The following is a 22,223-nucleotide window of genomic DNA, read 5'->3' on the forward strand; positions in this document are numbered from 1 at the left end:
CATTCAGGGATCCGGACATGGAACTGGTTGTAAAAAGCGTCAGCCCAGAAACGTTGAAAACCGCCACGCTGGTGGTCGCCGTCGGTGAAGAGCGCAAGCTCGGCGTCGTCGCCACCCAGCTCGATGCCCTGTGCGGCGGCGCCATCAGTGCCGTGCTCAAGCGCGGTGACCTGGCCGGCAAGGTCGGCCAGAGCCTGTTGCTGCACAACCTGCCCAACCTCAAGGCCGACCGCGTGCTGCTGGTGGGCGTGGGCAAGGACGCCGAGCTGGGCGACCGTCCGTTCCGCAAGATCATCGCCGGCGTGCTGGGGACCCTCAAGGGCCTCGGTGGGGGCGACGCCGCCCTGGCGCTGGACGAGCTGGTACTCAAGGGTCGCGACAGCTACGGCAAGAACCGTCTGCTGGTCGAAACCCTGGTGGACGGCGAATACCAGTTCGACCGCTTCAAGAGCCAGAAAGCCGAACCCCGCGCCCTGAAAAAAGTCACCCTGCTGACCATCAAGGCGGCGCAAGCCGAAGTCCAGCGCGCCGTGACCCACGCCACCGCGATTGCCAACGGCATGGCGCTGACCCGCGACCTGGGCAACCTGCCACCGAACATCTGCCACCCGACCTTCCTCGGCGAACAGGCCAAGGCACTGGGCAAGGCATTCAAAGGCCTGAAGGTCGAAGTCTTCGATGAAAAGAAGATCAAGGACCTGGGCATGGGTTCGTTCTACTCCGTCGGCCAGGGCAGCGCCCAGCCGCCACGCCTGATCGTCATGCAATACAGCGGCGGCAAGAAATCCGAGAAGCCGTACGTGCTGGTCGGCAAGGGCATCACCTTCGACACCGGCGGCATCAGCCTCAAGCCAGGCGCCGGCATGGATGAGATGAAGTACGACATGGGCGGTGCCGCCAGCGTATTCGGCACCCTGCGTGCCGTGCTCGAGCTGCAACTGCCGATCAACGTGGTGGGCATCCTGGCCTGCGCCGAGAACATGCCAAGCGGCACGGCCTCCCGTCCGGGTGACATTGTCACCACCATGAGCGGCCAGACCGTGGAAATCCTCAACACCGACGCCGAAGGCCGCCTGGTGCTGTGCGACGCCCTCACCTACTCCGAGCGCTTCAAGCCGCAAGCGGTGATCGACATCGCAACCCTGACCGGTGCCTGCGTGGTGGCCCTGGGCGCCCATACCTCGGGCCTGCTGGGAAACAACGACGAGCTGATCGGCCAACTGCTCAGCGCCGGCCAGCAAGCCGACGACCGCGCCTGGCAACTGCCGCTGTTCGACGAATACCAGGAGCAACTGGACAGCCCGTTCGCCGACATCGCCAACATCGGCGGGCCGAAAGCCGGGACCATCACTGCCGCGTGCTTCCTGTCGCGCTTCACCAAGAACCTGAACTGGGCGCACCTGGACATCGCCGGCACGGCCTGGACCAGCGGCGGCAAGGACAAGGGAGCCACGGGTCGCCCGGTGCCCCTGCTGACCCAGTATCTGCTGGATCGCGCCAAGGCCTGACACCGATGACCGCCGGCGACGTCACCCCAGGGTGGCGTCACCGGTGGCTCAGGAACCGCAATGACCAAAGTCGATTTCTACATCCTGCCCAGCGCCGATCCGGCGGCACGGCTGGATTTTGCCTGCAAGCTCACCGAAAAGGCCTGGCGCATGGGCCACCGCATCTACCTGCATTGCAGCGATGCCGCCCAGCGCGAAGCGCTGGACGCACGTCTATGGTCCTTCAAGGGCGAGAGCTTCGTGCCCCACAGCCTGGCCGAAAGCGAGCCGCAAGGCCTGATCGTGCTTGGACTGGGGGATGACTGCGGCCAGCACCAGGACCTGCTGGTCAACCTTGACCTGAAAGTACCGGCCTTTGCCCAACGCTTCGCCCGCGTGGCGGAGGTGGTGGTGGAAGACCCGGCCATCCGGCAAGCCGCGCGGGAGAGTTTCCGTTTCTACCGCGAACAGGGCTATCCTCTGCAAGACCACCGTTTACAGCGACTCTGAGCCTACGATGGATACTCCAAAGACACCGCAAAAGCCTCCTCACCTGCTGGACGACCTGGAGTCGATCCGCCAGTTGCTCGGCGACGACAACTTGCAGCCACCGTTGCTGACCGAAACGGTGGAGCATCCGCCGGTCCATGAGGAACAGATCCCCTTGCTGTTCGAGCCGATCAACGGTCAGCCCGAACCCAGCCCGGCTCCCCAGCCCGAGCCTAAAGGCCCTGACGCCCTGCTGCACCTGGACAGGGAATTGCGCGCGGCCGCGCAACTGATCATGCAAGACGTCATCGACGACTTCGCGCCGCACATCGAGACCGAGATCAAGCGTCGACTGGATGCCCGGATGGAGCGGCTGCTGAGCCAGTACGAGTAACAGCCGACGCCTGAGCGATGGCACTTTCTGTGGGAGCGGGCTTGCTCGCGATAGCGCTGGTTCAGCCTGCATGGGTATCGAATGTGCTCCCCGTCGCGAGCAAGCTCGCTCCCACAGGTTCAACTGCGCTCCCCCCATCCGGCTTCTCGCTCGCAGCTTGTGGCTTGCACCAGCCCCTCCCGCTATACTTCCCGGCTTTTCCTGAATAAATGCCAATAGGGTCCCGCCGCGCATGGATAAGACCTACCAGCCGCACGCCATTGAAACTTCCTGGTACAACACCTGGGAGTCCGAGAATTATTTCGCTCCGCAAGGCGCGGGCGATTCCTACACCATCATGATTCCGCCGCCGAACGTCACCGGCAGCCTGCACATGGGCCACGGTTTCAACAACGCGATCATGGACGCCCTGATCCGTTTCCGCCGCATGCAAGGCCGCAACACCCTGTGGCAACCAGGCACAGACCACGCCGGTATCGCCACACAGATGCTGGTGGAGCGCCGCCTCGAAGCCCAGGGCCAGAGTCGTCATGACCTGGGCCGCGAAAAATTCCTCGAAAAAGTCTGGGAATGGAAAGCCGAGTCTGGCGGCAATATCAGCCGTCAGATCCGCCGCCTGGGCTCGTCCGTGGACTGGAGCCGCGAGCGTTTCACCATGGACGACGGCCTCTCGGAAGCAGTCAAGGAAGCCTTCGTGCGCCTGCACGAAGACGGGCTGATCTACCGCGGCAAGCGCCTGGTCAACTGGGACACCAAGCTGCACACCGCCATTTCCGACCTCGAGGTGGAAAACCACGACGAGAAGGGGTTCCTGTGGAACCTGAAATACCCGTTGGCCGACGGCGCTACCACGGCCGAAGGCAAGGACTACCTGATCGTCGCCACCACGCGTCCGGAAACCATGCTGGGCGATGCCGCCGTGGCAGTGAATCCGAACGACGAGCGCTACCAGGCCCTGATCGGCAAGTTCGTCGAGCTGCCCCTGGTGGGCCGGCGCATCCCGATCATCGCCGATGACTACTGCGACCCGGAATTCGGCACCGGCTGCGTGAAGATCACGCCAGCCCACGACTTCAACGACTATGAAGTCGGCAAGCGCCACAACCTGCCGCTGCTGAACATCTTCGACAAGAACGCCAGCGTCCTGCCGGCGGCCCAGGTGTTCAACCTCGACGGCACGCTGAACGAAAGCATCGACGGCAAGATCCCGGCCGAATACGCCGGCCTGGACCGCTTCGAGGCGCGCAAGCAGATCGTTGCCGCATTCGATGCCGCCGGCCTGCTGGTCAGCGTCGACGACCATGCCCTCAAAGTGCCGAAAGGCGACCGCTCCGGCACCATCATCGAGCCATGGCTGACCGACCAGTGGTACGTCTCCACCAAGCCCCTGGCCGAGCCGGCCATCGCCGCCGTGGAAGATGGCCGCATCCAGTTCGTGCCCAAGCAGTACGAGAACATGTACTTCTCGTGGATGCGCGACATCCAGGATTGGTGCATCAGTCGCCAGTTGTGGTGGGGCCATCGCATCCCGGCCTGGTACGACGAGTCGGGCAAGGTCTACGTCGGTCGCGATGAAGCCGAAGTCCGCGCCAAGCACAACCTTGGCCCGGACGTGGCGCTGCAACAGGACAACGACGTCCTCGATACCTGGTTCAGCTCGGGCCTGTGGACGTTCTCCACCCTGGGCTGGCCGCAGCAGACTGAATTCCTCAAGACATTCCACTCCACGGACGTGCTGGTCACCGGCTTCGACATCATTTTCTTCTGGGTCGCCCGGATGATCATGCTGACCATGCACCTGGTGAAGAACGAGGATGGCACCCCGCAAGTGCCGTTCAAGACCGTCTATGTCCATGGCCTGGTGCGCGACGGCCAGGGCCAGAAGATGTCCAAGTCCAAGGGCAACGTCCTGGACCCGCTGGACATCATCGACGGCATCGACCTGGAAACCCTGGTGCAGAAGCGCACCTCGGGCCTGATGCAACCGAAACTGGCGAAGAAGATCGAAAAAGCCACCCGCGAGGAGTTCGCCGAGGGCATCGCCAGCTACGGCACCGACGCCCTGCGCTTCACCTTCTGCTCGCTGGCGTCCACCGGTCGCGACATCAAGTTCGACATGGGCCGCGTCGAGGGCTACCGCAACTTCTGCAACAAGATCTGGAACGCCGCGCGCTACGTGCTGGACAAGGGTGAAGACTGCGGCCAGAACGGCGAAGCCTACGAGCTGACCCTGGCGGATCGCTGGATCATCTCCCAACTGCAGCGCACCGAAGCCGAAGTGACCCGCCAGCTGGACCAGTTCCGCTTCGACCTGGCCGCGCAAGCCTTGTACGAGTTCATCTGGAACCAGTATTGCGACTGGTACCTGGAACTGTCCAAGCCAGTACTGTGGGACGAGAACGCACCGGTCGAACGCCAGCGCGGCACCCGTCGCACCCTGGTGCGCGTACTGGAGGTGGCCCTGCGCCTGGCCCATCCGTTCATGCCGTTCATCACCGAGGAAATCTGGCAGCGCGTCGCACCGCTGGCAGGCATCCAAGGCAAGACGATCATGCTGCAGCCATGGCCGGTGGCCAACGAAACCCGTATCGATCCGGCCGCCGAAGACGACATCGAATGGCTCAAGACCTTCATGCTGGGCCTGCGTAACATTCGTGCCGAAATGAACATCGGTCCGGGCAAGCCGCTGACGCTGTTCCTGAAAAACGCCAACGCCGAAGATCTGCGCCGCCTCGAAGCGAACGAAGCGCTGCTCAGGAAGCTGGCGAAGCTGGAATCGGTAACGGTGCTGGCCGCCGGTGAAGAAGCGCCACTGTCCGCCACCGCCCTGGTCGGCGAGATGGAAGTGCTGGTACCGATGGCCGGCCTGATCGACAAGGCGGCGGAGCTGGCGCGCCTGGACAAGGAAATCCTGCGCCTGAAGGGCGAAGTGCAGCGAGTGGGTGGCAAACTGTCCAACGCAGGCTTCGTCGACAAGGCTCCGGCCGAGGTCATCGAGAAGGAGCGGGCCAAACTGGCCGAGGCTGAACAGGCCTTGGGCAAGCTGGCCGAGCAGCACGCGCGGATTGCCAGTTTGTAAGGGTGATTCGTCCACTGAAGAAGGAGGCCCTGGTGGCCTCCTTTTTTCTGCCTGGCACGTTCTTGCTCAGGCTGAACACTTCCTGTGGGAGCGCGTTTGATCGCGATAGCGGTGGATCAGCCTGCATCAATGCTGGATACAAGCTCACGTCCACATTTGAACGGTACCGTCATCAAGACCAGGCTGGATGTGGGACAATGCCCGTCACTTTATGAGCCATCCCCGAACCGACCCGCCCATGACCGCCCCTCGCACATCCAAACCCGCCCGTCCAAAGCCCAAGACTGCCCCGCAGGCCAAGCCCGTGGCGCCACGAGAGAAGGCCAGCCTGCACCCGCGTAATCGCCACCAGGGCCGCTACGACTTCCCGGCGCTGATCAAGAGCACGCCGGAACTGGCCAGGTTCGTGATCATCAACCCGTATGGCAAGGAAAGCATCGATTTCGCCAGCCCAGAGGCCGTGCGAGTCTTCAACCGGGCGCTGCTCAAGGCCTTCTATGGTATCGCCCACTGGGACATTCCGGCCGACTACCTGTGCCCTCCGGTACCAGGTCGCGCGGACTATGTGCACTTCCTGGCCGATCTGCTGGCCAGCCACAACGACGGTGAGATTCCACGGGGTGCGGCAGTGAAAGTGCTGGACATCGGCACCGGCGCCAACTGCGTGTATCCGCTGATCGGCCATAGCGATTATCGCTGGCATTTCCTGGGCTCGGACATCGACCCGACCGCCCTCGCCTCGGCCAAGGCCATCATCCAGTCCAATGGCTTGAACAAGGCGATCCAGTTGCGCCAGCAAGCCAATCCCAAACAGATCCTCCTGGGGCTGCTGGACGATGCCGAGCGGTTCGACCTGACCATGTGCAACCCGCCCTTCCATGCGTCCCTGGAAGAAGCCACCCGGGGCAGCCAGCGCAAATGGCGCGCCTTGGGCAAGGCCGATCCGAAACGCAAGCTGCCGGTGCTGAATTTCGGCGGCCAGGCCGCGGAACTGTGGTGCGAAGGGGGGGAGGCGCGCTTCGTGACGCAACTGATCGGCGAAAGCGTGCAAGTGGCCTCGCAGGTTTTGTGGTTCAGTACCCTGGTGTCGAAGGCCTCGAACCTGCCGGCGATTCAGTCCGCGCTGAACAAGGCCGGCGCGGTCCACAGCCAGGTGGTGGAGATGTCCCAGGGGCAGAAACAGAGCCGCTTCGTGGCCTGGACCTTCCACACCGAAGCCCAGCAGCAAGCCTGGTGCCAGGCGCACTGGGCCCGCAAGGGCTGAATCGGCCCAGTCTCCGGGAGCGTTGCACGCCGCAGCGCAGATGCATCCCCCGCCACAGGCCACTTTATCCAAGGCAACAAAAAACCGTGCCCGGATCGCTCCGCGGCACGGTTTTTTTTCAAGCTCGATCTTACTTGTTGATGCCGTCGGTCAGCACTTTGGCTGGAACGAACTTGACGACTTTCTTGGCAGCGATTTCGATGGCGGCGCCAGTCGAAGGGTTGCGGCCAGTACGGGCAGGACGCTCGGTGACTTTCAGCTTGCCGATACCTGGCAAGGTGATTTCGCTGCCGTTTTCCAGTTGGTCGGCAACGATTTGGGCCAACTGGTCCAGAGCATTACGCGCGGTGGTTTTCGGCGCGTCGATAGCTTCAGCAACGTCAGCGATCAGTTGGTCTTTAGTAAGAGCCATGTAGTGTTCCTTCCCTATCAAATTCATATGGATTGCAGAGTGCAATGTCAGCCATCGAGCCCGATTTCTCGGATCAGGCGCCCTCGATCATTACCACGACGGGTCGGGGTAATAGATGCCGAAATCCGGGTTTGGTTCGACCTGACAAATGCTGAATGCACGCTTAACGCAGTGCCTTCGCGTAAGACCGGGCAAAACTAGCACAACGCCTCTGAAATATCCGCCTTTAGCTACCCATTTGGTCAGCTTTATTGAGCTAAATCGGTAAAAAAATGCATATGGCGTGTCGGATGGGTCTGAAAGGACCTTCACAGCACGCCAAAACCAATGGTTGCGGTACACTGCGGCTTTTTCGGGGAGCACGCCCTCCCCTCTTTTCAACAGCCGAGAAGCCCATGCCGATCCGTCATTGCATTGTCCACCTGATCGACAAAAAACCCGACGGCACCCCCGCAGTGCTCCACGCCCGAGACTCCGAGCTGGCAGAGTCCACGGCCATCGAGAACATGCTTGCCGACCTCAACGAGAGCTACAACGCCAAGCAAGGCAAGGCCTGGGGGTTCTTCCATGCCGAATCCGGCGCCCATCCTTTCAGCGGCTGGCTGAAGGAGTACCTGGACGGCGGCAAGGATTTCACCGCGTTCAGTCGCGTGGCGGTGGAGCACCTGCAGAAGCTGATGGAGGAGTCCAACCTGTCGGTGGGCGGCCACGTCTTGTTCGCCCATTACCAACAGGGCATGACCGACTACCTGGCAATCGCCCTGCTGCACCACAGCGAAGGCGTTGCGGTCACCGATGAACTGGACGTCACGCCATCCCGTCACCTGGACCTGGGCCAATTGCACCTGGCGGCGCGGATCAACGTGTCGGAGTGGCAGAACAACAAGCAATCCCGGCAGTACATTTCCTTCATCAAGGGCAAGAACGGCAAGAAGGTCTCGGAGTACTTCCGCGACTTCATCGGCTGCCAGGAGGGCGTCGACGGCCCCGGCGAGACCCGCACCCTGCTCAAGGCCTTCAGCGACTTCGTCGAAAGTGAAGACCTGCCTGAAGACGATGCCCGGGAAAAGACCAAGACCCTGGTGGATTACGCCAGCAGCCAGGCCAAGCTCGGCGAACCCATGGGCCTGGAAGAGCTGTCCGAGCTGATCGACGAGGATCGCCCGAAAGCCTTCTACGATCATATCCGCAACAAGGACTACGGCCTGTCACCGGAAATCCCGGCGGATAAACGTACCCTCAACCAGTTCCGGCGCTTCACCGGCCGGGCCGAAGGCTTGTCCATCAGCTTCGAAGCGCACCTGCTGGGCTCCAAGATCGAGTATGACGAAGAAGCCGGCACACTGATCATCAAGGGGTTGCCCACGTCGCTGACCGATCAGTTGAAACGCCGCACCTGAAGTCCAAGCGCTCCCACGCGGTTCAAGGGACCGGCCCATGCCATCGACCCGCGCGGGAGCGAACCTGTTCGCCATGAGGTCGGCTCATTGCGCGCCGATGCGGAACCCGAACCGCGGAAAGTGCACATGTACCACTGCGCGACGTTCATCCTCGCGGCGCAGTATCAGCTCCTCGCTGCCAGCGAACAGCAACTCCCCAACCACCGGATCGACGCCGTAGTCGGTGGCCGCAATCGTGACTCGCTGGCCCAGCTTGAAGCCGTTCGGCTCATCGAACGCCTCGTCCGGCAACGCCGCCGGTGTCGAGTCGCGGGCGATGTCCAGCGCCTCCTGGGCACTCATCTCGCTCGACGCACCATGGCCGAACCCCAGCACCCGCCCTAGCCAGGCCGAGACCGCCGGGTAAGCATCCACCAACGGCGAAGTCACCGGCGTTCCCTTGAGGAACCACAGCGGATGAGCCATGGCGAAGTCGGCGATGGATGGCTCTCCCAGCAGGAAATCCCCCTCTTCTCGCTGCAACTGCTGTTCGAGCCGAGCCATGATCGTCGGCCATTGATGCTTGGCCTGCTCGGCCGCCAGGCGCGTGGCCGTGCCGCCACTGAACAGCCCGGCGCGGTCGGCGATGAAAGCCTTGATCGCCTCGGGCGGTAGCTTGGCGAAACGCACCGCCACCGATTCCGGCTGGAACACCAGGCTTACCGCGTGCTGGAACACCACCGAATCGGCCCACGCCGCAAAGGACGCGGCGATCATTTCCTTGCCTTCGGGAAACAGCGCCGGAGAGGCCTTTTCCTGCTCCAGCCGACGTGCCATCAACGCCGTATCGCAGTAGATATCCGCACCGATCTGCAGCACCGGTGTCTTGCGGTAGCCGCCGGTCAGGGCCGTAAGGTCGGGTTTTGGCATCATCGGTGGGATGCCTACCGAACGCCAGGACAGCCCCTTGAAACCCAGCAACAGACGGGCCTTTTCCGCAAAGGGAGATGTCGGGTAATGATGAAGAATCAGCTCTGACATGAGATTCGCCACTGCAGGGAGGAAGCTGCGCAGCTTAGCGTGCCATGGACGGCAGGCCTACCCTGCTGATGAGGGCCTATCAGTCTGGCTGATGAGACCGCGCTGCACTCGCCACCAGGCATTCCTTGGCGCTTTTGCGCAGCTTCTTGATCAGCCGTTCCTGGCGCAGGGCTTCGCCCTTGTCGCGGCAAGCTTCGGTGTACACCAGCGCCACCGCCGGGCTGGAAAGGAAGAAGCGTGCGCCCTTGCCGCTTTGATGCTTGGCGAAACGCCGCACCGGGTCATCGCTGATGCCGCAGTACAGCGAGCCGTTGGCGGCCCGCACCAAGTAGACGAACCAGGGCTTGGGCGGTTCGCTCGCGGCGTGCACAGGCGGATCGGCAGATAGGTTGGCGTTGGTCACGGCATGTTCAACGGACGAAGGAAACAAGCCGCGATCTTATCAGCGACTGCCCTGGAATGCCCGCAGCCCCTTGAGGGCCTGGGCCCTGACGGCGTTGCGCACCAGCGGCGTCCAGCCCAGCAACACCCCCTTGGTGCCCAGCGCCTGCCGGGACCATCGCCACAGATCGAAGTTGTCATGGTGCTCGCAGATCTTGCCGTCACGGAATACGAAGCGCGCCTGGATATCATTGACCACGGTGTTGCCGGTCTGGCTGAACAGGTAAGTCGCCACCCAATGGGCACCGCCGGAACGCTCATCGCTGCGCACGCTGTCGAAGGTCAGGGAGAAATCCTTGGCGCGGGTGGTGAGCATGCGCCACATATCGCCCGCATCACGCCCGCGCAACTCACCGAAGGCCGGGTCGCTGAATACCACGTCTTCGGTATAGCAGGCGCTCATGGCCTCGGCGTCCAGGCGCTGGAAGGCCTGGTAGAACCGGGTGATCAGGGCGTTGTGGGCATCACTCATGGACAGGCTCCGAAAACGTTTCAGTAGAGCCGGCACAATAATCCGTCGTCGTGCGAAACACTATCGTCATTCGCCATGAAAATGGCTTCAGCGAAGGCCGGTGACTTTCTCGCTGCTGACCCCGACATACAACGCTCGGCCTGCGCCGATGCCGGCGATGATGGCCCCCAGGCCGATCAGGCCGAAAATCCAGCCCAGGGCTTGCCAGCCCCCCGTCCAGTCGTGCACCACGCCCACGGCGAACGGCCCCAGCGATGCCAGCGTATAGCCGAAACCCTGGGCCATGCCGGAAAGATTCGCAGCCACATGGGCGTCCCGCGAACGCAGCACGATCAAGGTCAGCGCCAGGCTGAACGTCGCGCCCTGCCCCAACCCCAGCAGGATCGCCCAGCCCCACAGGCCTTCGATAGGCGCGTAGAGGCAACCGAACAGGCCGCCAAGGGTCATGACCATGACGAGCACGATGGCCAGCCGCTGGTCCTTGCCGCGGGTCGCCAGCCAGGGCGCGGCCAGCGAGCTGATCAGCTGGACGATGACCGAACCGGACAGCACCAGCCCGGCCTGGGTCGGCGTCAGGCCACGGCCGATAAGGATCGACGGCAGCCAGCCGAACACGATATAGGCCAGGGACGATTGCAGCCCCATGTACAAGGTCACCTGCCAGGCCAGCGGATCACGCAGCAAACCGCGAACCCGATACGCCACTTGATGGGCTCCGTGTTTCTGGCCCACTTGGGGCAGCCAGAACAGCGCGGCCAGCAGCGCCGGCAGCATCCAGAAACCCAGCCCCATGGCCCAACTGTGGTTCAACTGCTCGCTCAGCGGCACGGTCGCCCCGGCAGCCATTGCCGCGCCCAGGCACAACGCCATGGTGTAGACACCGGTCATGGCCCCGGCCTGCCTGGCAAAATCGCGCTTGACGATCCCCGGCAACAACACGCCGATCACGCCGATGCTGGCACCGGCCAGGATGCTGCCGGCAAAGAGCCCGACCTGCCCCAGCGAACTGCGCAAGACGATCCCGCCGGCCAGGACCAGCAGGATCCCCAGCACCACGCGTTCGGCACCGAAGCGCCGGGCCAGCACCGGCGCCAGCGGCGCGAACAGGCCAAGGCAAAGTACCGGCAGCGTGGTCAGCAGACCTGCCTGGGCGGCCGACAGGCCAAGGCTCCTGGACACGTCGCTGAGCAGCGGCGCCATGCTCGACAATGCCGGACGCAGGTTCAGCGCCACCAGGATCAATCCGAGCAACAGCAACCAGGGCCGACGCACCCGTGGCTGGACCTGCCGGGCCTGTTCGTCGTCGGCCTCGGCGTCGATCAGCAATTCTTCGAGTTCGGCGGCGCGCCTGGGTGTCGTCGAGGGGGTACGGTCAAACGGATCACGGGACATGGAAAGCTCTGGTTCAGGATTCTGGTTCAAGATTCATTGAGCAATGGATGGCAACGGCCCTGGCCTGTTGCGGATCCTGTTGTTCGACGGCCGAGGAACTTCAGCGCGCAGCACGGATACATGTAGAGGAGGAAAACGGCACTGAGGTTGCAGCGCGAAGGTCAGGTCATCGGCGGCGTACTGGCCCGATCAGTTGAAAAAACAACGGCCACTGCGCTGGCAGTCCATCTGTCGCGGGGCGAATTTCCTGACATGTTAGTCAGCTTCGTCGAGGAGGACAAGCGGCCGGATCCCAAGGCGGTCCTGCCGACCCGCTGCGGCACTGGGCTGCAGCCGCAGAAAAAAACAGACCCGGACAAGTCCGGGTCTATTTCGAAGCCTAAGGCCGGATCAGTGCAGGATCTGGCTCAGGAACAGCTTGGTGCGGTCGTTCTGCGGGTTGTCGAAGAAGTCGTTCGGCGCGGCCTGCTCGACGATCTCGCCCTTGTCCATGAAGATCACGCGGTTGGCCACGGTGCGGGCAAAGCCCATTTCGTGGGTCACGCAGAGCATGGTCATGCCGTCTTCAGCCAAGCCGATCATGGTGTCCAGGACCTCTTTCACCATCTCGGGATCGAGTGCCGAAGTAGGTTCGTCGAACAGCATGATTTTCGGCTTCATGCACAAGGCACGGGCGATGGCCACACGCTGCTGCTGTCCACCGGAAAGCTGGCCCGGGTACTTGTGCGCCTGCTCTGGAATACGCACGCGTTCCAGGTAATGCATGGCGATTTCCTCGGCCTTGCGCTTGGGCATCTTGCGCACCCACATCGGTGCCAGGGTGCAGTTCTGCAGGATGGTCAGGTGCGGGAACAGGTTGAAGTGCTGGAACACCATGCCGACTTCGCGGCGGATCGCTTCGATCTGCTTCAGGTCGTTGGTCAGCTCCACCCCGTCGACCACGATGCGGCCCTGCTGGTGCTCTTCCAGACGGTTGAGGCAGCGGATGGTGGTGGACTTGCCCGAGCCCGATGGGCCGCACAGGACGATACGCTCGCCCTGCTTGACGTTCAGGTTGATGTCTTTCAACACGTGGAACTGGCCGTACCACTTGTTTACACCCTGCATCTGAATAATGCCTTCAGGGCCCACAGGCTGTTTGATCGCTTCGCTCATCACTTAACTCCTAACGCTTGTGGCCTGTGTCGAGCTTGCGTTCCAAATGCATGGAATAGCGCGACATACCAAAACAGAAAATCCAGAACACCAGGGCGGCGAACACATAGCCTTCGGTGGCCATGCCCAGCCATTTCGGGTCGGCGGCAGCTTGTTTCACGCTGTTGAGCAGGTCGAACAGGCCGATGATGATCACCAGGCTCGTGTCCTTGAACAGCGCGATGAAGGTGTTGACGATGCCGGGAATCACCAGCTTCAGGGCTTGCGGCAAGATCACCAGGCCCATGCTGCGCCAGTAGCCCAGGCCCATTGCCGCGGCCGCTTCGTACTGTCCCTTGGGAATCGCTTGCAGGCCGCCACGCACCACTTCGGCGATGTAGGCCGACTGGAACAGGATCACCCCGATCAGGGCCCGCAACAGCTTGTCGAAGTTCATGCCTTCGGGCAGGAACAAGGGCAGCATCACCGAGGACATGAACAGCACCGTGATCAACGGTACGCCACGCCAGAACTCGATGAACGTCACGCAGACCACGCGGATCGCCGGCAGGTTCGAGCGACGACCCAGCGCCAGGACGATCCCCAGCGGCAAGGCGCCGACGATACCGACGGTGGCGATCACCAGGGTCAGCATCAGGCCGCCCCATTGGCTGGTCGCCACGGTATCCAGGCCGAACACGCCGCCGTGCAGCAGGCACCAGGCGGTGATCGGGTACAGCACCAAAAAGCTCAGGCCGTAGATCGCCTTGCGCGGGAAGCGCGAGATGAACAGCGGGGCCACGCCGATCACGGCCAGCCATACGGTGAGGTCCACGCGCCAGCGCAGGTCCGCCGGGTAGTAGCCGTACATGAACTGCCCGAAGCGCTGCTGGATGAAGACCCAGCAGGCGCCTTCCTTGGTGCAGTCGGCGCGAGTGGTGCCGACCCAGTTGGCATCCAGGATCGCCCATTGCACCAGGGGCGGCACGATCAGGTAGATCAGGTAGAACGCGAACAGCGTCAACAGCGTATTGAGCCAGCTGGAGAACATGTTGGCGCGCATCCACGCCACCACGCCGATACTGCTGGCCGGCGGCGGCATGTCAGGTTTGAAAGTATGAGTCGTCATGCGCGTTTCCTCACCGCTCGATCAGCGCAATGCGCTTGTTGTACCAGTTCATCAGCAGGGAAATGCTGATACTGATCGCCAGGTACACGCTCATGGTGATCGCGATCACCTCGATGGCCTGGCCGGTCTGGTTCAACACCGTACCGGCAAACAGCGAAACCATTTCCGGATAACCGATACCGGCCGCCAGGGAAGAGTTCTTCGCCAGGTTCAGGTATTGGCTGGTCAGCGGCGGAATGATCACGCGCAGCGCCTGCGGGATGATGACCTTGCGCAGGGTCGGACCGTTGCGCAGCCCCAGGGAGCGGGCGGCTTCGGTCTGGCCGTGGCTCACCGACTTGATGCCCGAACGCACGATCTCGGCGATGAACGCCGCGGTGTACACGGTCAAGGCCAGGGTCAAGGCCAGCAGTTCGGGGATCAGCACCCAGCCGCCCACGAAGTTGAAGCCCTTGAGTTCCGGCATTTCCCAGTGCACCGGCGCACCGAACAGCAGCGCGCTCAAAGCCGGGATCACCAGGAACAATGCCAGGCCGACCCAGAACTTGTGGAACGGCTCGCCAGTGGCTTCGAAACGCTTGGTGGCCCAGCGAGACATCAGCACAATGGCGACGATGGCCAGCACGATGCTGATCACGAACGGCCAGAACCCTTCGGCCACCAGCGCGGCCGGCATGTTCAGGCCCCGGCTGCTGACGAAGAAGGTATCGCCGAAGTTATGGGCGGCGCGCGGTCCCGGCATGCTCAGGAACACCGCGAAATACCAGAACAGGATCTGCAGCAGCGGCGGGATGTTACGGAAAACCTCCACGTAGACCGTCGCCAGCTTGGCAATGATCCAGTTGGGCGACAGCCGCGCCACGCCGACGATGAAGCCCAGGATGGTCGCCAGGATCACGCCGATGAACGTCACCAGCAAAGTGTTGAGCAACCCGATGACAAAGACGCGGGCATAGCTGTCCGCCTCGGTGTAATCGATCAGGTGTTGGGCGATGCCGAACCCGGCACTGCGCTCCAGAAAGCTGAAACCGGAGGTGATACCCCGGTGCTCGAGGTTGGTCTGCGTGTTATCGAACAGATACCAGCCCAGAGAAACGACCGCCACGATCGTGACGATCTGAAATACCCACGCACGCACTCGTGGATCGCTGAGGCTGAGCCTCTGCTTAGGTGCGCCGATTGAATTTTGCATGAAGTGCCCCGCAAAGAATGGAACAGAACATCACCCGGTGGTTGGCCCACCGGGTGATAGAACCATCAGCGCACTGGTGGTGCGTATTGGATGCCGCCAGCGTTCCACAGAGCGTTCAGGCCGCGGTCGATTTCCAGCGGAGTGCTCTTGCCCAGGTTGCGCTCGAACATTTCGCCGTAGTTACCGACCTGCTTGACGATTTGCACCACCCAGTCTTTCGGCAGTTTCAGATCCTTGCCGTATTCACCATCGGCGCCCAGCATCCGAGCGACGTCAGGGTTCTTGGTGGACTTGGCTTCAGCCTCGACGTTTTTCGAGGTGACGCCGGCTTCTTCCGCGTTGAGCAGGGCGTAGCCAGTCCAACGTACGATGGCCAGCCACTCGTCGTCGCCGTTACGCACGACCGGGCCCAGTGGTTCCTTGGAAATGGTTTCCGGCAGGACCACGTAGTCCTTCGGCGCGGCCAGCTTGCTGCGCTGGGCGAACAGTTGGGACTTGTCGGAGGTCAGCACGTCGCAACGACCGGATTCCAGCGACTTGGCGCTTTCATCGGAGGTGTCGAAGGTGATCGGGGTGTACTTCAGGCCATTGGCGCGGAAGTAGTCGGACACGTTCAGCTCGGTGGTGGTACCGGCCTGGATGCAGATGGTCGCGCCGTCCAGTTCCTTGGCGCTCTTGACGCCCAGCTTGTTGTTGGCCAGGAAGCCGATGCCGTCGTAATAGGTAATGAAGCCCGGGAATTTCAGGCCCATGCCCGCGTCACGGGAGCTGGTCATGGTGGAGTTGCGCGACAGTACGTCGATTTCGCCGGATTGCAGAGCGGTGAAACGCTCCTTGGCGTTCAACTGGCTGAACTTGACCTTGGTGGCGTCGCCGAATACCGCGGCGGCCACGGCACGGCAGAAGTCAGCGTCGATGCCGACGATCTTGCCGGTGGAATCAGGCACCGAGAAACCCGGAAGGCCGTCGCTCACGCCGCATTGTACAAAGCCTTTCTTCTGCACGGCATCCAGGGTTGCACCCGCCTGAGCGAACCCGCTGACACCGAGCACTGCGGCTGCAGTCACGACTGCCAGGGTGGATTTCAGTAATTTCATTCAAACCTCCAGTTTTGCTCTTGTTGTGTCGGAGCTCGAGTCCTATCGCACCCTTTTGGGGCATTGCCGACCCTCGTTGGCTTTTTTTAGGGTCAACCGACGTCTGGACCTTCGCTATGAGTCTATTAATGAGAACGTCCACAGTCGGTGGGCCATACTCACTTCTCACCAATCGGCCGAACGGGCTGTAGCCCTTCACGTTCGCGAAGCCCGTAGCGGCTATTGGCGAACATCCATCACCGGATTTCTGATATCCCAAGCGTCGCGTCGAGCTGATAGTGTTACCGCGCAGCGTAAGAATCATCACTCAGCAACCCCATAGCAAAGCCCGTACCAGACCGCTACGCTTGGCCCTTGCGAGACACGTCAAGACAAAAAGTTGCAAGTTTGCGACATCTAATTAACTGAGGAACCAGGCGCGCACCGTAATCACGCACTGATTGGGCGCACCCGCACAGATTTGGAGCACACCATGACCGACCCCCTGATTCTCGAGCCCAGCCGCACCGCCGACGCGTGCGTTATCTGGCTCCACGGCCTGGGCGCCGATCGTTATGATTTCATGCCGGTCGCCGAGATGCTGCAGCAAAGCCTGCACACGACACGTTTCGTTCTGCCCCAGGCGCCGACCCAGCCAGTAACGATCAACGGCGGCTATGCGATGCCCAGCTGGTACGACATCCGCGCCCTGAGCCCGGCACGTGCCATCGACGAGCAGCAGCTGGAAGCCTCGGCGCAGCGAGTCCTCGACCTGATGGCTAGCCAGCGAGCCGGCGGAATAGACGCCTCGCGGATTTTCCTGGCGGGTTTTTCCCAGGGCGGCGCGGTCGTGTATCACACCGCCTTCGTGAAATGGCAGGGGCCGCTGGGTGGCGTGATCGCGCTCTCGACCTACGCACCGACGTTCAGCGACGACCTGCAACTGTCGGCCAGCCAGCAACGCATCCCGGTCCTGGCACTGCACGGCCAATATGACGAAGTGGTGCTCAATCCCATGGGGCGGACCGCCAAGGAGTATCTGAAGCACCATGGTGTCACCGTGACATGGCAGGAATACCCAATGGGCCACGAAGTGTTACCCGAGGAGATTCGCGACATCGGCACCTGGCTCGCCGAGCGGTTGCGTTAAGAGGCAGATCGCCACATCAGCCCCCGTGACAATCCCACTACGCCGCGCCCGTTTCTTGCATTACACTGGCCGGCGTACATTCCTTAACCAATCGATGAGATGACCGTGCTCAAAGCACTCAAGAAGATGTTCGGTAAAAGCGAGGCCGAGCAACTCGCGCCTGGCGCCAGCGCTCCCGTACACGGCTCGAGCCGTACCGAAGCGCCGCAGCAATCGCGCCGCCCCGCGCCTGTTGCAGAGGCGAAGGAGCCCGCGGCCCAGCCTGTCCCCCCGCAAGCGCCGCACAAGCCACGCAGCGAATCCCCGAAGCCACGCCGGGAACGCGCACCCAAGCCGCCGGCCGTCGCCTGGAAACTCGAGGACTTCGTCGTCGAACCCCAGGAAGGCAAGACCCGCTTCCATGACTTCAAGCTCGCCCCGGAGCTGATGCACGCCATCCAGGACCTGGGTTTTCCGTACTGCACGCCGATCCAGGCCCAGGTGCTGGGTTACACCCTCGCCGGCAAGGACGCCATCGGCCGCGCCCAGACCGGTACCGGCAAGACCGCCGCGTTCCTGATTTCCATCATCACCCAGCTGCTCCAGACCCCGCCGCCCAAAGAACGCTACATGGGCGAACCACGGGCGCTGATCATCGCGCCGACCCGTGAGTTGGTGGTACAGATCGCCAAGGACGCCGCGGACCTGACCAAGTACACCGGCCTGAATGTCATGACATTCGTCGGCGGCATGGACTTCGACAAACAGCTCAAGCACCTCGAAGCCCGCCACTGCGACATCCTGGTCGCGACGCCAGGCCGGCTGCTGGATTTCAACCAGCGTGGCGACGTGCACCTGGACATGGTCGAAGTGATGGTGCTGGACGAAGCCGACCGCATGCTCGACATGGGCTTCATTCCCCAGGTTCGCCAGATCATTCGCCAGACCCCGCCGAAAAGCGAACGCCAGACCCTGCTGTTCTCCGCCACCTTCACCGACGACGTGATGAACCTGGCCAAGCAATGGACCACCGACCCGGCCATCGTCGAGATCGAAGCCGAGAACGTCGCCAGCGAAAACGTCGAACAGCATATCTATGCCGTGGCCGGCGCCGACAAATACAAGCTGCTCTACAACCTGATCAACGACAACGGTTGGGAGCGGGTGATGGTGTTCGCCAACCGCAAGGACGAAGTGCGGCGCATCGAGGAGCGCCTGGTGCGCGATGGCGTCAACGCCGCCCAGCTCTCGGGCGACGTGCCCCAGCACAAGCGCATCAAGACGCTGGAAGGTTTCCGCGAAGGCAAGATCCGTGTGCTGGTGGCCACCGACGTGGCCGGGCGCGGCATCCACATCGACGGCATCAGCCACGTGATCAACTTCACCCTGCCGGAAGTGCCGGACGACTACGTGCACCGGATCGGCCGTACCGGGCGCGCGGGTGCCGAAGGCGTGTCCATCAGCTTCGCCGGTGAGGACGACTCCTATCAGTTGCCGTCCATCGAGGCGCTGCTGGGTCGCAAGATCAGTTGCGAGATGCCACCGACCCACCTGCTGCGCCCGGTTGAGCGCAAGCGTCCGTAACGGCCTGAACCGAACGCAGGAACGCAGTACGGTAACGAAACAGCGCAGCCATCGAGGCTGCGCTTTTTTTTTGTCTCGGGGATATTGCCTGGATAAACTAAAAGTCCATAATGGACAAAATAGTTTAAGATCCCGGAGCCCCGATGCCCAGCACGCCCTATGTGATGACCCAGGCCGAAGCCGTCGAACTGCTCCAGCGCATCGACGTGCCGCACATCCTGCGCAAGCTGTTCCGCGATCTCGCCGCCGGGCAAGCCGTGCAACCGGCCCAGCAACTCGTGGAGTTCCCCCAGGGCGCCGGGGATTTCATCAACTACCTGGGCGTCCTGGCTGAAGACCAGGTCTACGGGATCAAGACCTCGCCCTATATCGTGCGCGAACAGGGCCCGTTGGTGACCGCCTGGACCTTGTTGATGTCGATGCGGACCGGCCAGCCGCTGTTGCTATGTGATGCCGCCGAGCTGACGACCGCCCGCACCGCCGCTACCACGGCCGTCGCTGTCGATGCCCTCGCCCCGCTCCAGTCCCGGCGCCTCGCGGTCATCGGCAGCGGCGCGGTGGCCCGAGCCCACGTGCAGTACGTCAAGGGGCTGCGGGACTGGCAAGGCATCCGCCTCTACTCGCCGGGCCTGAAGCACAAGACAGCGCAGGCCGTGGCCTCGATCACCGGGCTGGACCCTCGCCTGGAAATTGCCGACAGCCTTGAAACGGCGCTGCTCGACGCCGACGTGGTGATGCTCTGCACTTCGTCCGCCAAAGCTGTGTTCGACCCGCAGACCTTGGGCAAACCGGCATTGATCACCTCCATCAGCACCAACGCCCCGCGCGCCCACGAAGTGCCGCCGCAGAGCCTCAACGACATGGACGTGTTCTGCGACTATCGTCAGACCACCCCGGGCTCGGCCGGTGAAATGCTGATCGCTGGCGAACAGCACGGTTGGCAGACGTCGAGCATCGTTGGCGACTTGCCCGGGTTGCTCAGTGGACAGGTCGCCCGCCCGGACTATCAACGCCATGTGTTCTTCCGTTCCATCGGCCTGGGCCTGGAAGATATTGCATTGGCGAATGCGCTTTACCGACTTCACAACTGACATACCACATTCCCTTGGGGGAACGAGCTTGCGCGCGATAGCGGTGGTTCAGTCACCAGTAATGTCGACTGTCAGGCCGCATCGCGAGCAAGCTCGCCCCCACGGTTATTTCTAAACTCCCAGCACCGTGCTCCACTGGAGAGCTTCATGACCTCAGCAGACTTCATCATCATCGGCGGCGGCATTGCCGGGGCTTCCACCGGGTACTGGCTGGCTCCCCACGGGCGGGTCATCGTGCTCGAACGCGAATCCCACCCGGCCTACCATTCCACCGGACGCTCGGCGGCCCTGTACACCGCCGCCTACGGCACACCCCAGGTACGTGCGCTGACCCAGGCCAGCCGTGATTTCTTCGACGCACCGCCGCCCGGTTTCTGCGAACACCCCCTGCTCAGCCCGCGCGGTGAAATGACCGTGGACTTCACCGGCGATCCCGCCGAGCTGAACAATCAATACCTCAGCGCCAAGGCCACGGTGCCGCAGATGCAACTGCTCAGCGCCGAAGAGGCCTGTGTGCGGCTGCCGATACTGCGGCGAGAAAACGTGCATGGCGCCATCTACGATCCCACGGCCGCCGACATCGACACCGATGCCTTGCACCAGGGCTACCTGCGAGGGATCCGCCGCGGCGGCGGTGAAGTGCACACCGACAGCGAAGTGCTGCAAGTGAGCCGCGATGCCCAGGGCCTGTGGCAGGTCAAGACCACCGGCCAGACCTTTACCGCACAGGTCCTGATCAACGCCGCCGGGGCCTGGGCCGACCAGGTGGCACAACTGGCCGGCGCCCGGGCGCTGGGCCTGCAGCCCAAGCGGCGCGCGGCTTTCATCTTCGCCGGCCCCGACGGCGTGGACATCCATGACTGGCCCATGCTGGTGAGCCTCGACGAGTCCTTCTACATGAAGCCCGACGCCGGCATGTTCCTCGGCTCCCCAGCCAATGCCGATCCGGTGGAGCCTCATGACGTCCAGCCCGAAGAACTGGACATCGCCATGGGCATCTACCAGATCGAACAAGCCACGACCCTGACCATTCGCCGCCCGACCCGGACCTGGGCCGGGCTGCGCAGTTTCGTGCGCGATGGGGATCTGCTCTGCGGCTACGATCCACAGGTGCCAGGCCTGTTCTGGGTCGCGGCACAGGGCGGCTATGGCATCCAGACTTCCCCGGCCATGGGCCAGGCCAGTGCGGCGCTGGTTCGCGGCGAACCGCTGCCCGAGGCCCTGGTTCGCTTCGGCCTGAGCAGCGAAATGCTGTCGCCCTCGCGCCTGGGTTGATCGTCCTGCGAGTGACGCATCGCCACGATTGCGGCAAACTCCCAGCGCCCCCGCTTCACGGGGCGCTGACGCTGCCTGGAGCCCTTGTCATGAACGCCCCGCAAACCGATCCGGCACTGGATAACTTCCACATCATCGCCGATGCCATCGCCACGCTGTTCTACCCCCACGCCGAAGTGGTGCTGCACGACCTGCGCACACAGAAAGTCGATTACATCGCCAATAACCTGTCCAAGCGCGTGATTGGCGATGACTCGTCCCTGGAAGACATGCTCAGCGAAGGGGTCAGCGAACGTAACATCGGGCCTTACGAAAAGCTCAACTGGGACGGCCAGAAGATTCGCAGCCTCAGCAGCGTGCTGCGCGATGCGAACGGCCAGCCCTTGGCGGTGCTGTGCATCAACCTGAATATTTCACTGCTGGAAAATGCCAAGGCCGCGCTGGACCTGTTCCTGTCGCCGGGCAAGCTGATCCCGCAGCCGGATTCACTGTTTCGCGATGACTGGCAGGAGCGTATCAACACCTTCCTGCATGCCTGGATGCGTGAACGTCAGCTGAGCCTGAACCTGCTTACCCGCGATCACAAACGCGAGTTGGTGCTGGCCCTGCACGCCGAAGGCGCTTTCAAGGGCAAGAGCGCCTCCAACTATGTGGCCAATGTGCTGAACATGGGGCGGGCGACGGTGTACAAGCATTTGAAGGAGTTGAAGGGGTAGGATTCGTATAGCTTGGCCTGGCGCCTTCGCGGGCAGGCTCGCTCCCA

The 22,223-nt window shown here is 62.6% G+C and carries 20 protein-coding genes; 11 read left to right on the forward strand and 9 right to left on the reverse strand.

The genetic code is table 11. The features are described from left to right. Positions 1-17 precede the first annotated feature (17 nt). The 5 genes from BLP99_RS19110 (at position 18) to rlmF (ending at position 6,713) form a co-directional block, all read left to right on the forward strand. Positions 18-1,508, forward strand: coding sequence for a leucyl aminopeptidase (locus BLP99_RS19110; RefSeq protein ID WP_072397164.1), 1,491 nt, complete (start codon positions 18-20; stop codon positions 1,506-1,508). Positions 1,509-1,568: 60 nt separating this feature from the next. Next, on the forward strand, positions 1,569-1,997 hold the full coding sequence (locus tag BLP99_RS19115) for a DNA polymerase III subunit chi (RefSeq protein WP_072397162.1): 429 nt from the start codon (positions 1,569-1,571) through the stop codon (positions 1,995-1,997). Positions 1,998-2,004: 7 nt separating this feature from the next. Then, a complete protein-coding gene (locus BLP99_RS19120; RefSeq protein ID WP_072431577.1) occupies positions 2,005-2,370 on the forward strand; it encodes a DNA polymerase III subunit chi in 366 nt (121 codons plus the stop codon). A gap of 232 nt (positions 2,371-2,602) precedes the next feature. Further along, entirely contained in the window at positions 2,603-5,449 is a 2,847-nt protein-coding gene (locus BLP99_RS19125) for a valine--tRNA ligase (protein ID WP_072431576.1), read from the forward strand. Positions 5,450-5,687: 238 nt separating this feature from the next. Further along, positions 5,688-6,713: a 23S rRNA (adenine(1618)-N(6))-methyltransferase RlmF gene (gene rlmF, locus BLP99_RS19130; protein ID WP_092181430.1), complete on the forward strand. Its 1,026-nt coding sequence runs from the start codon at positions 5,688-5,690 to the stop codon at positions 6,711-6,713. Positions 6,714-6,843: 130 nt separating this feature from the next. Here rlmF and BLP99_RS19135 read toward each other — a convergent pair whose 3' ends face one another. Further along, the gene (locus BLP99_RS19135) at positions 6,844-7,125 is read right to left on the reverse strand and encodes an HU family DNA-binding protein (protein ID WP_072397156.1); all 282 of its coding nucleotides are present in this window, start codon (positions 7,123-7,125) and stop codon (positions 6,844-6,846) included. A gap of 395 nt (positions 7,126-7,520) precedes the next feature. Here BLP99_RS19135 and yejK point away from each other — a divergent pair, with 395 nt between their 5' ends. After that, entirely contained in the window at positions 7,521-8,525 is a 1,005-nt protein-coding gene (yejK, locus tag BLP99_RS19140; protein ID WP_072397154.1) for a nucleoid-associated protein YejK, read from the forward strand. A gap of 84 nt (positions 8,526-8,609) precedes the next feature. On the opposite strand, the gene BLP99_RS19145 is transcribed toward yejK, so the two are convergent. From BLP99_RS19145 to BLP99_RS19180, 8 genes are all read right to left on the reverse strand, one after another. Then, positions 8,610-9,545 (reverse strand): glutathione S-transferase family protein, encoded by a 936-nt coding sequence (locus BLP99_RS19145; protein WP_072397152.1) that lies wholly within the window; start codon positions 9,543-9,545, stop codon positions 8,610-8,612. Between the two features lie 79 nt (positions 9,546-9,624). Further along, positions 9,625-9,948, reverse strand: a complete 324-nt coding sequence (locus BLP99_RS19150; RefSeq protein ID WP_072397150.1) for a GIY-YIG nuclease family protein — start codon at positions 9,946-9,948, stop codon at positions 9,625-9,627. A 39-nt stretch (positions 9,949-9,987) separates the two neighbouring features. Further along, on the reverse strand, positions 9,988-10,458 hold the full coding sequence (locus BLP99_RS19155) for a nuclear transport factor 2 family protein (RefSeq protein ID WP_072397148.1): 471 nt from the start codon (positions 10,456-10,458) through the stop codon (positions 9,988-9,990). An 87-nt stretch (positions 10,459-10,545) separates the two neighbouring features. Then, complete coding sequence (locus BLP99_RS19160; RefSeq protein WP_072397146.1) at positions 10,546-11,850, reverse strand: CynX/NimT family MFS transporter; 1,305 nt, start codon at positions 11,848-11,850, stop codon at positions 10,546-10,548. Positions 11,851-12,240: 390 nt separating this feature from the next. Continuing rightward, the gene (locus tag BLP99_RS19165; RefSeq protein WP_072397144.1) at positions 12,241-13,005 is read right to left on the reverse strand and encodes an amino acid ABC transporter ATP-binding protein; all 765 of its coding nucleotides are present in this window, start codon (positions 13,003-13,005) and stop codon (positions 12,241-12,243) included. 10 nt (positions 13,006-13,015) lie between these two features. Beyond that, positions 13,016-14,113 (reverse strand): amino acid ABC transporter permease, encoded by a 1,098-nt coding sequence (locus BLP99_RS19170; protein ID WP_072397142.1) that lies wholly within the window; start codon positions 14,111-14,113, stop codon positions 13,016-13,018. 10 nt (positions 14,114-14,123) lie between these two features. Next, positions 14,124-15,305: an amino acid ABC transporter permease gene (locus tag BLP99_RS19175; protein ID WP_076406317.1), complete on the reverse strand. Its 1,182-nt coding sequence runs from the start codon at positions 15,303-15,305 to the stop codon at positions 14,124-14,126. Between the two features lie 65 nt (positions 15,306-15,370). Further along, the gene (locus BLP99_RS19180) at positions 15,371-16,402 is read right to left on the reverse strand and encodes an amino acid ABC transporter substrate-binding protein (protein ID WP_072397138.1); all 1,032 of its coding nucleotides are present in this window, start codon (positions 16,400-16,402) and stop codon (positions 15,371-15,373) included. 472 nt (positions 16,403-16,874) lie between these two features. On the opposite strand from BLP99_RS19180, the gene BLP99_RS19185 reads away from it, so the two are divergent. The 5 genes from BLP99_RS19185 to BLP99_RS19205 all read left to right on the forward strand — a co-directional run bounded on the left by BLP99_RS19185 (position 16,875) and on the right by BLP99_RS19205 (position 22,176). Beyond that, complete coding sequence (locus BLP99_RS19185) at positions 16,875-17,531, forward strand: alpha/beta hydrolase (RefSeq protein WP_072397136.1); 657 nt, start codon at positions 16,875-16,877, stop codon at positions 17,529-17,531. Between the two features lie 99 nt (positions 17,532-17,630). Continuing rightward, positions 17,631-19,094: an ATP-dependent RNA helicase RhlB gene (gene rhlB, locus BLP99_RS19190; protein WP_092181433.1), complete on the forward strand. Its 1,464-nt coding sequence runs from the start codon at positions 17,631-17,633 to the stop codon at positions 19,092-19,094. Between the two features lie 143 nt (positions 19,095-19,237). Next, positions 19,238-20,185, forward strand: a complete 948-nt coding sequence (locus BLP99_RS19195) for an ornithine cyclodeaminase family protein (protein WP_072397105.1) — start codon at positions 19,238-19,240, stop codon at positions 20,183-20,185. A 147-nt stretch (positions 20,186-20,332) separates the two neighbouring features. Beyond that, positions 20,333-21,460 carry an NAD(P)/FAD-dependent oxidoreductase gene (locus tag BLP99_RS19200; protein ID WP_092181436.1) on the forward strand — a complete coding sequence of 376 codons (1,128 nt, stop codon included), beginning with the start codon at positions 20,333-20,335 and terminating at the stop codon, positions 21,458-21,460. Positions 21,461-21,549: 89 nt separating this feature from the next. Next, a complete protein-coding gene (locus tag BLP99_RS19205) occupies positions 21,550-22,176 on the forward strand; it encodes a helix-turn-helix transcriptional regulator (RefSeq protein ID WP_072397101.1) in 627 nt (208 codons plus the stop codon). Positions 22,177-22,223: the final 47 nt, after the last annotated feature.

The sequence above is a fragment of the Pseudomonas sp. NFACC32-1 genome (genome assembly GCF_900101215.1).
Lineage (GTDB): Bacteria > Pseudomonadota > Gammaproteobacteria > Pseudomonadales > Pseudomonadaceae > Aquipseudomonas.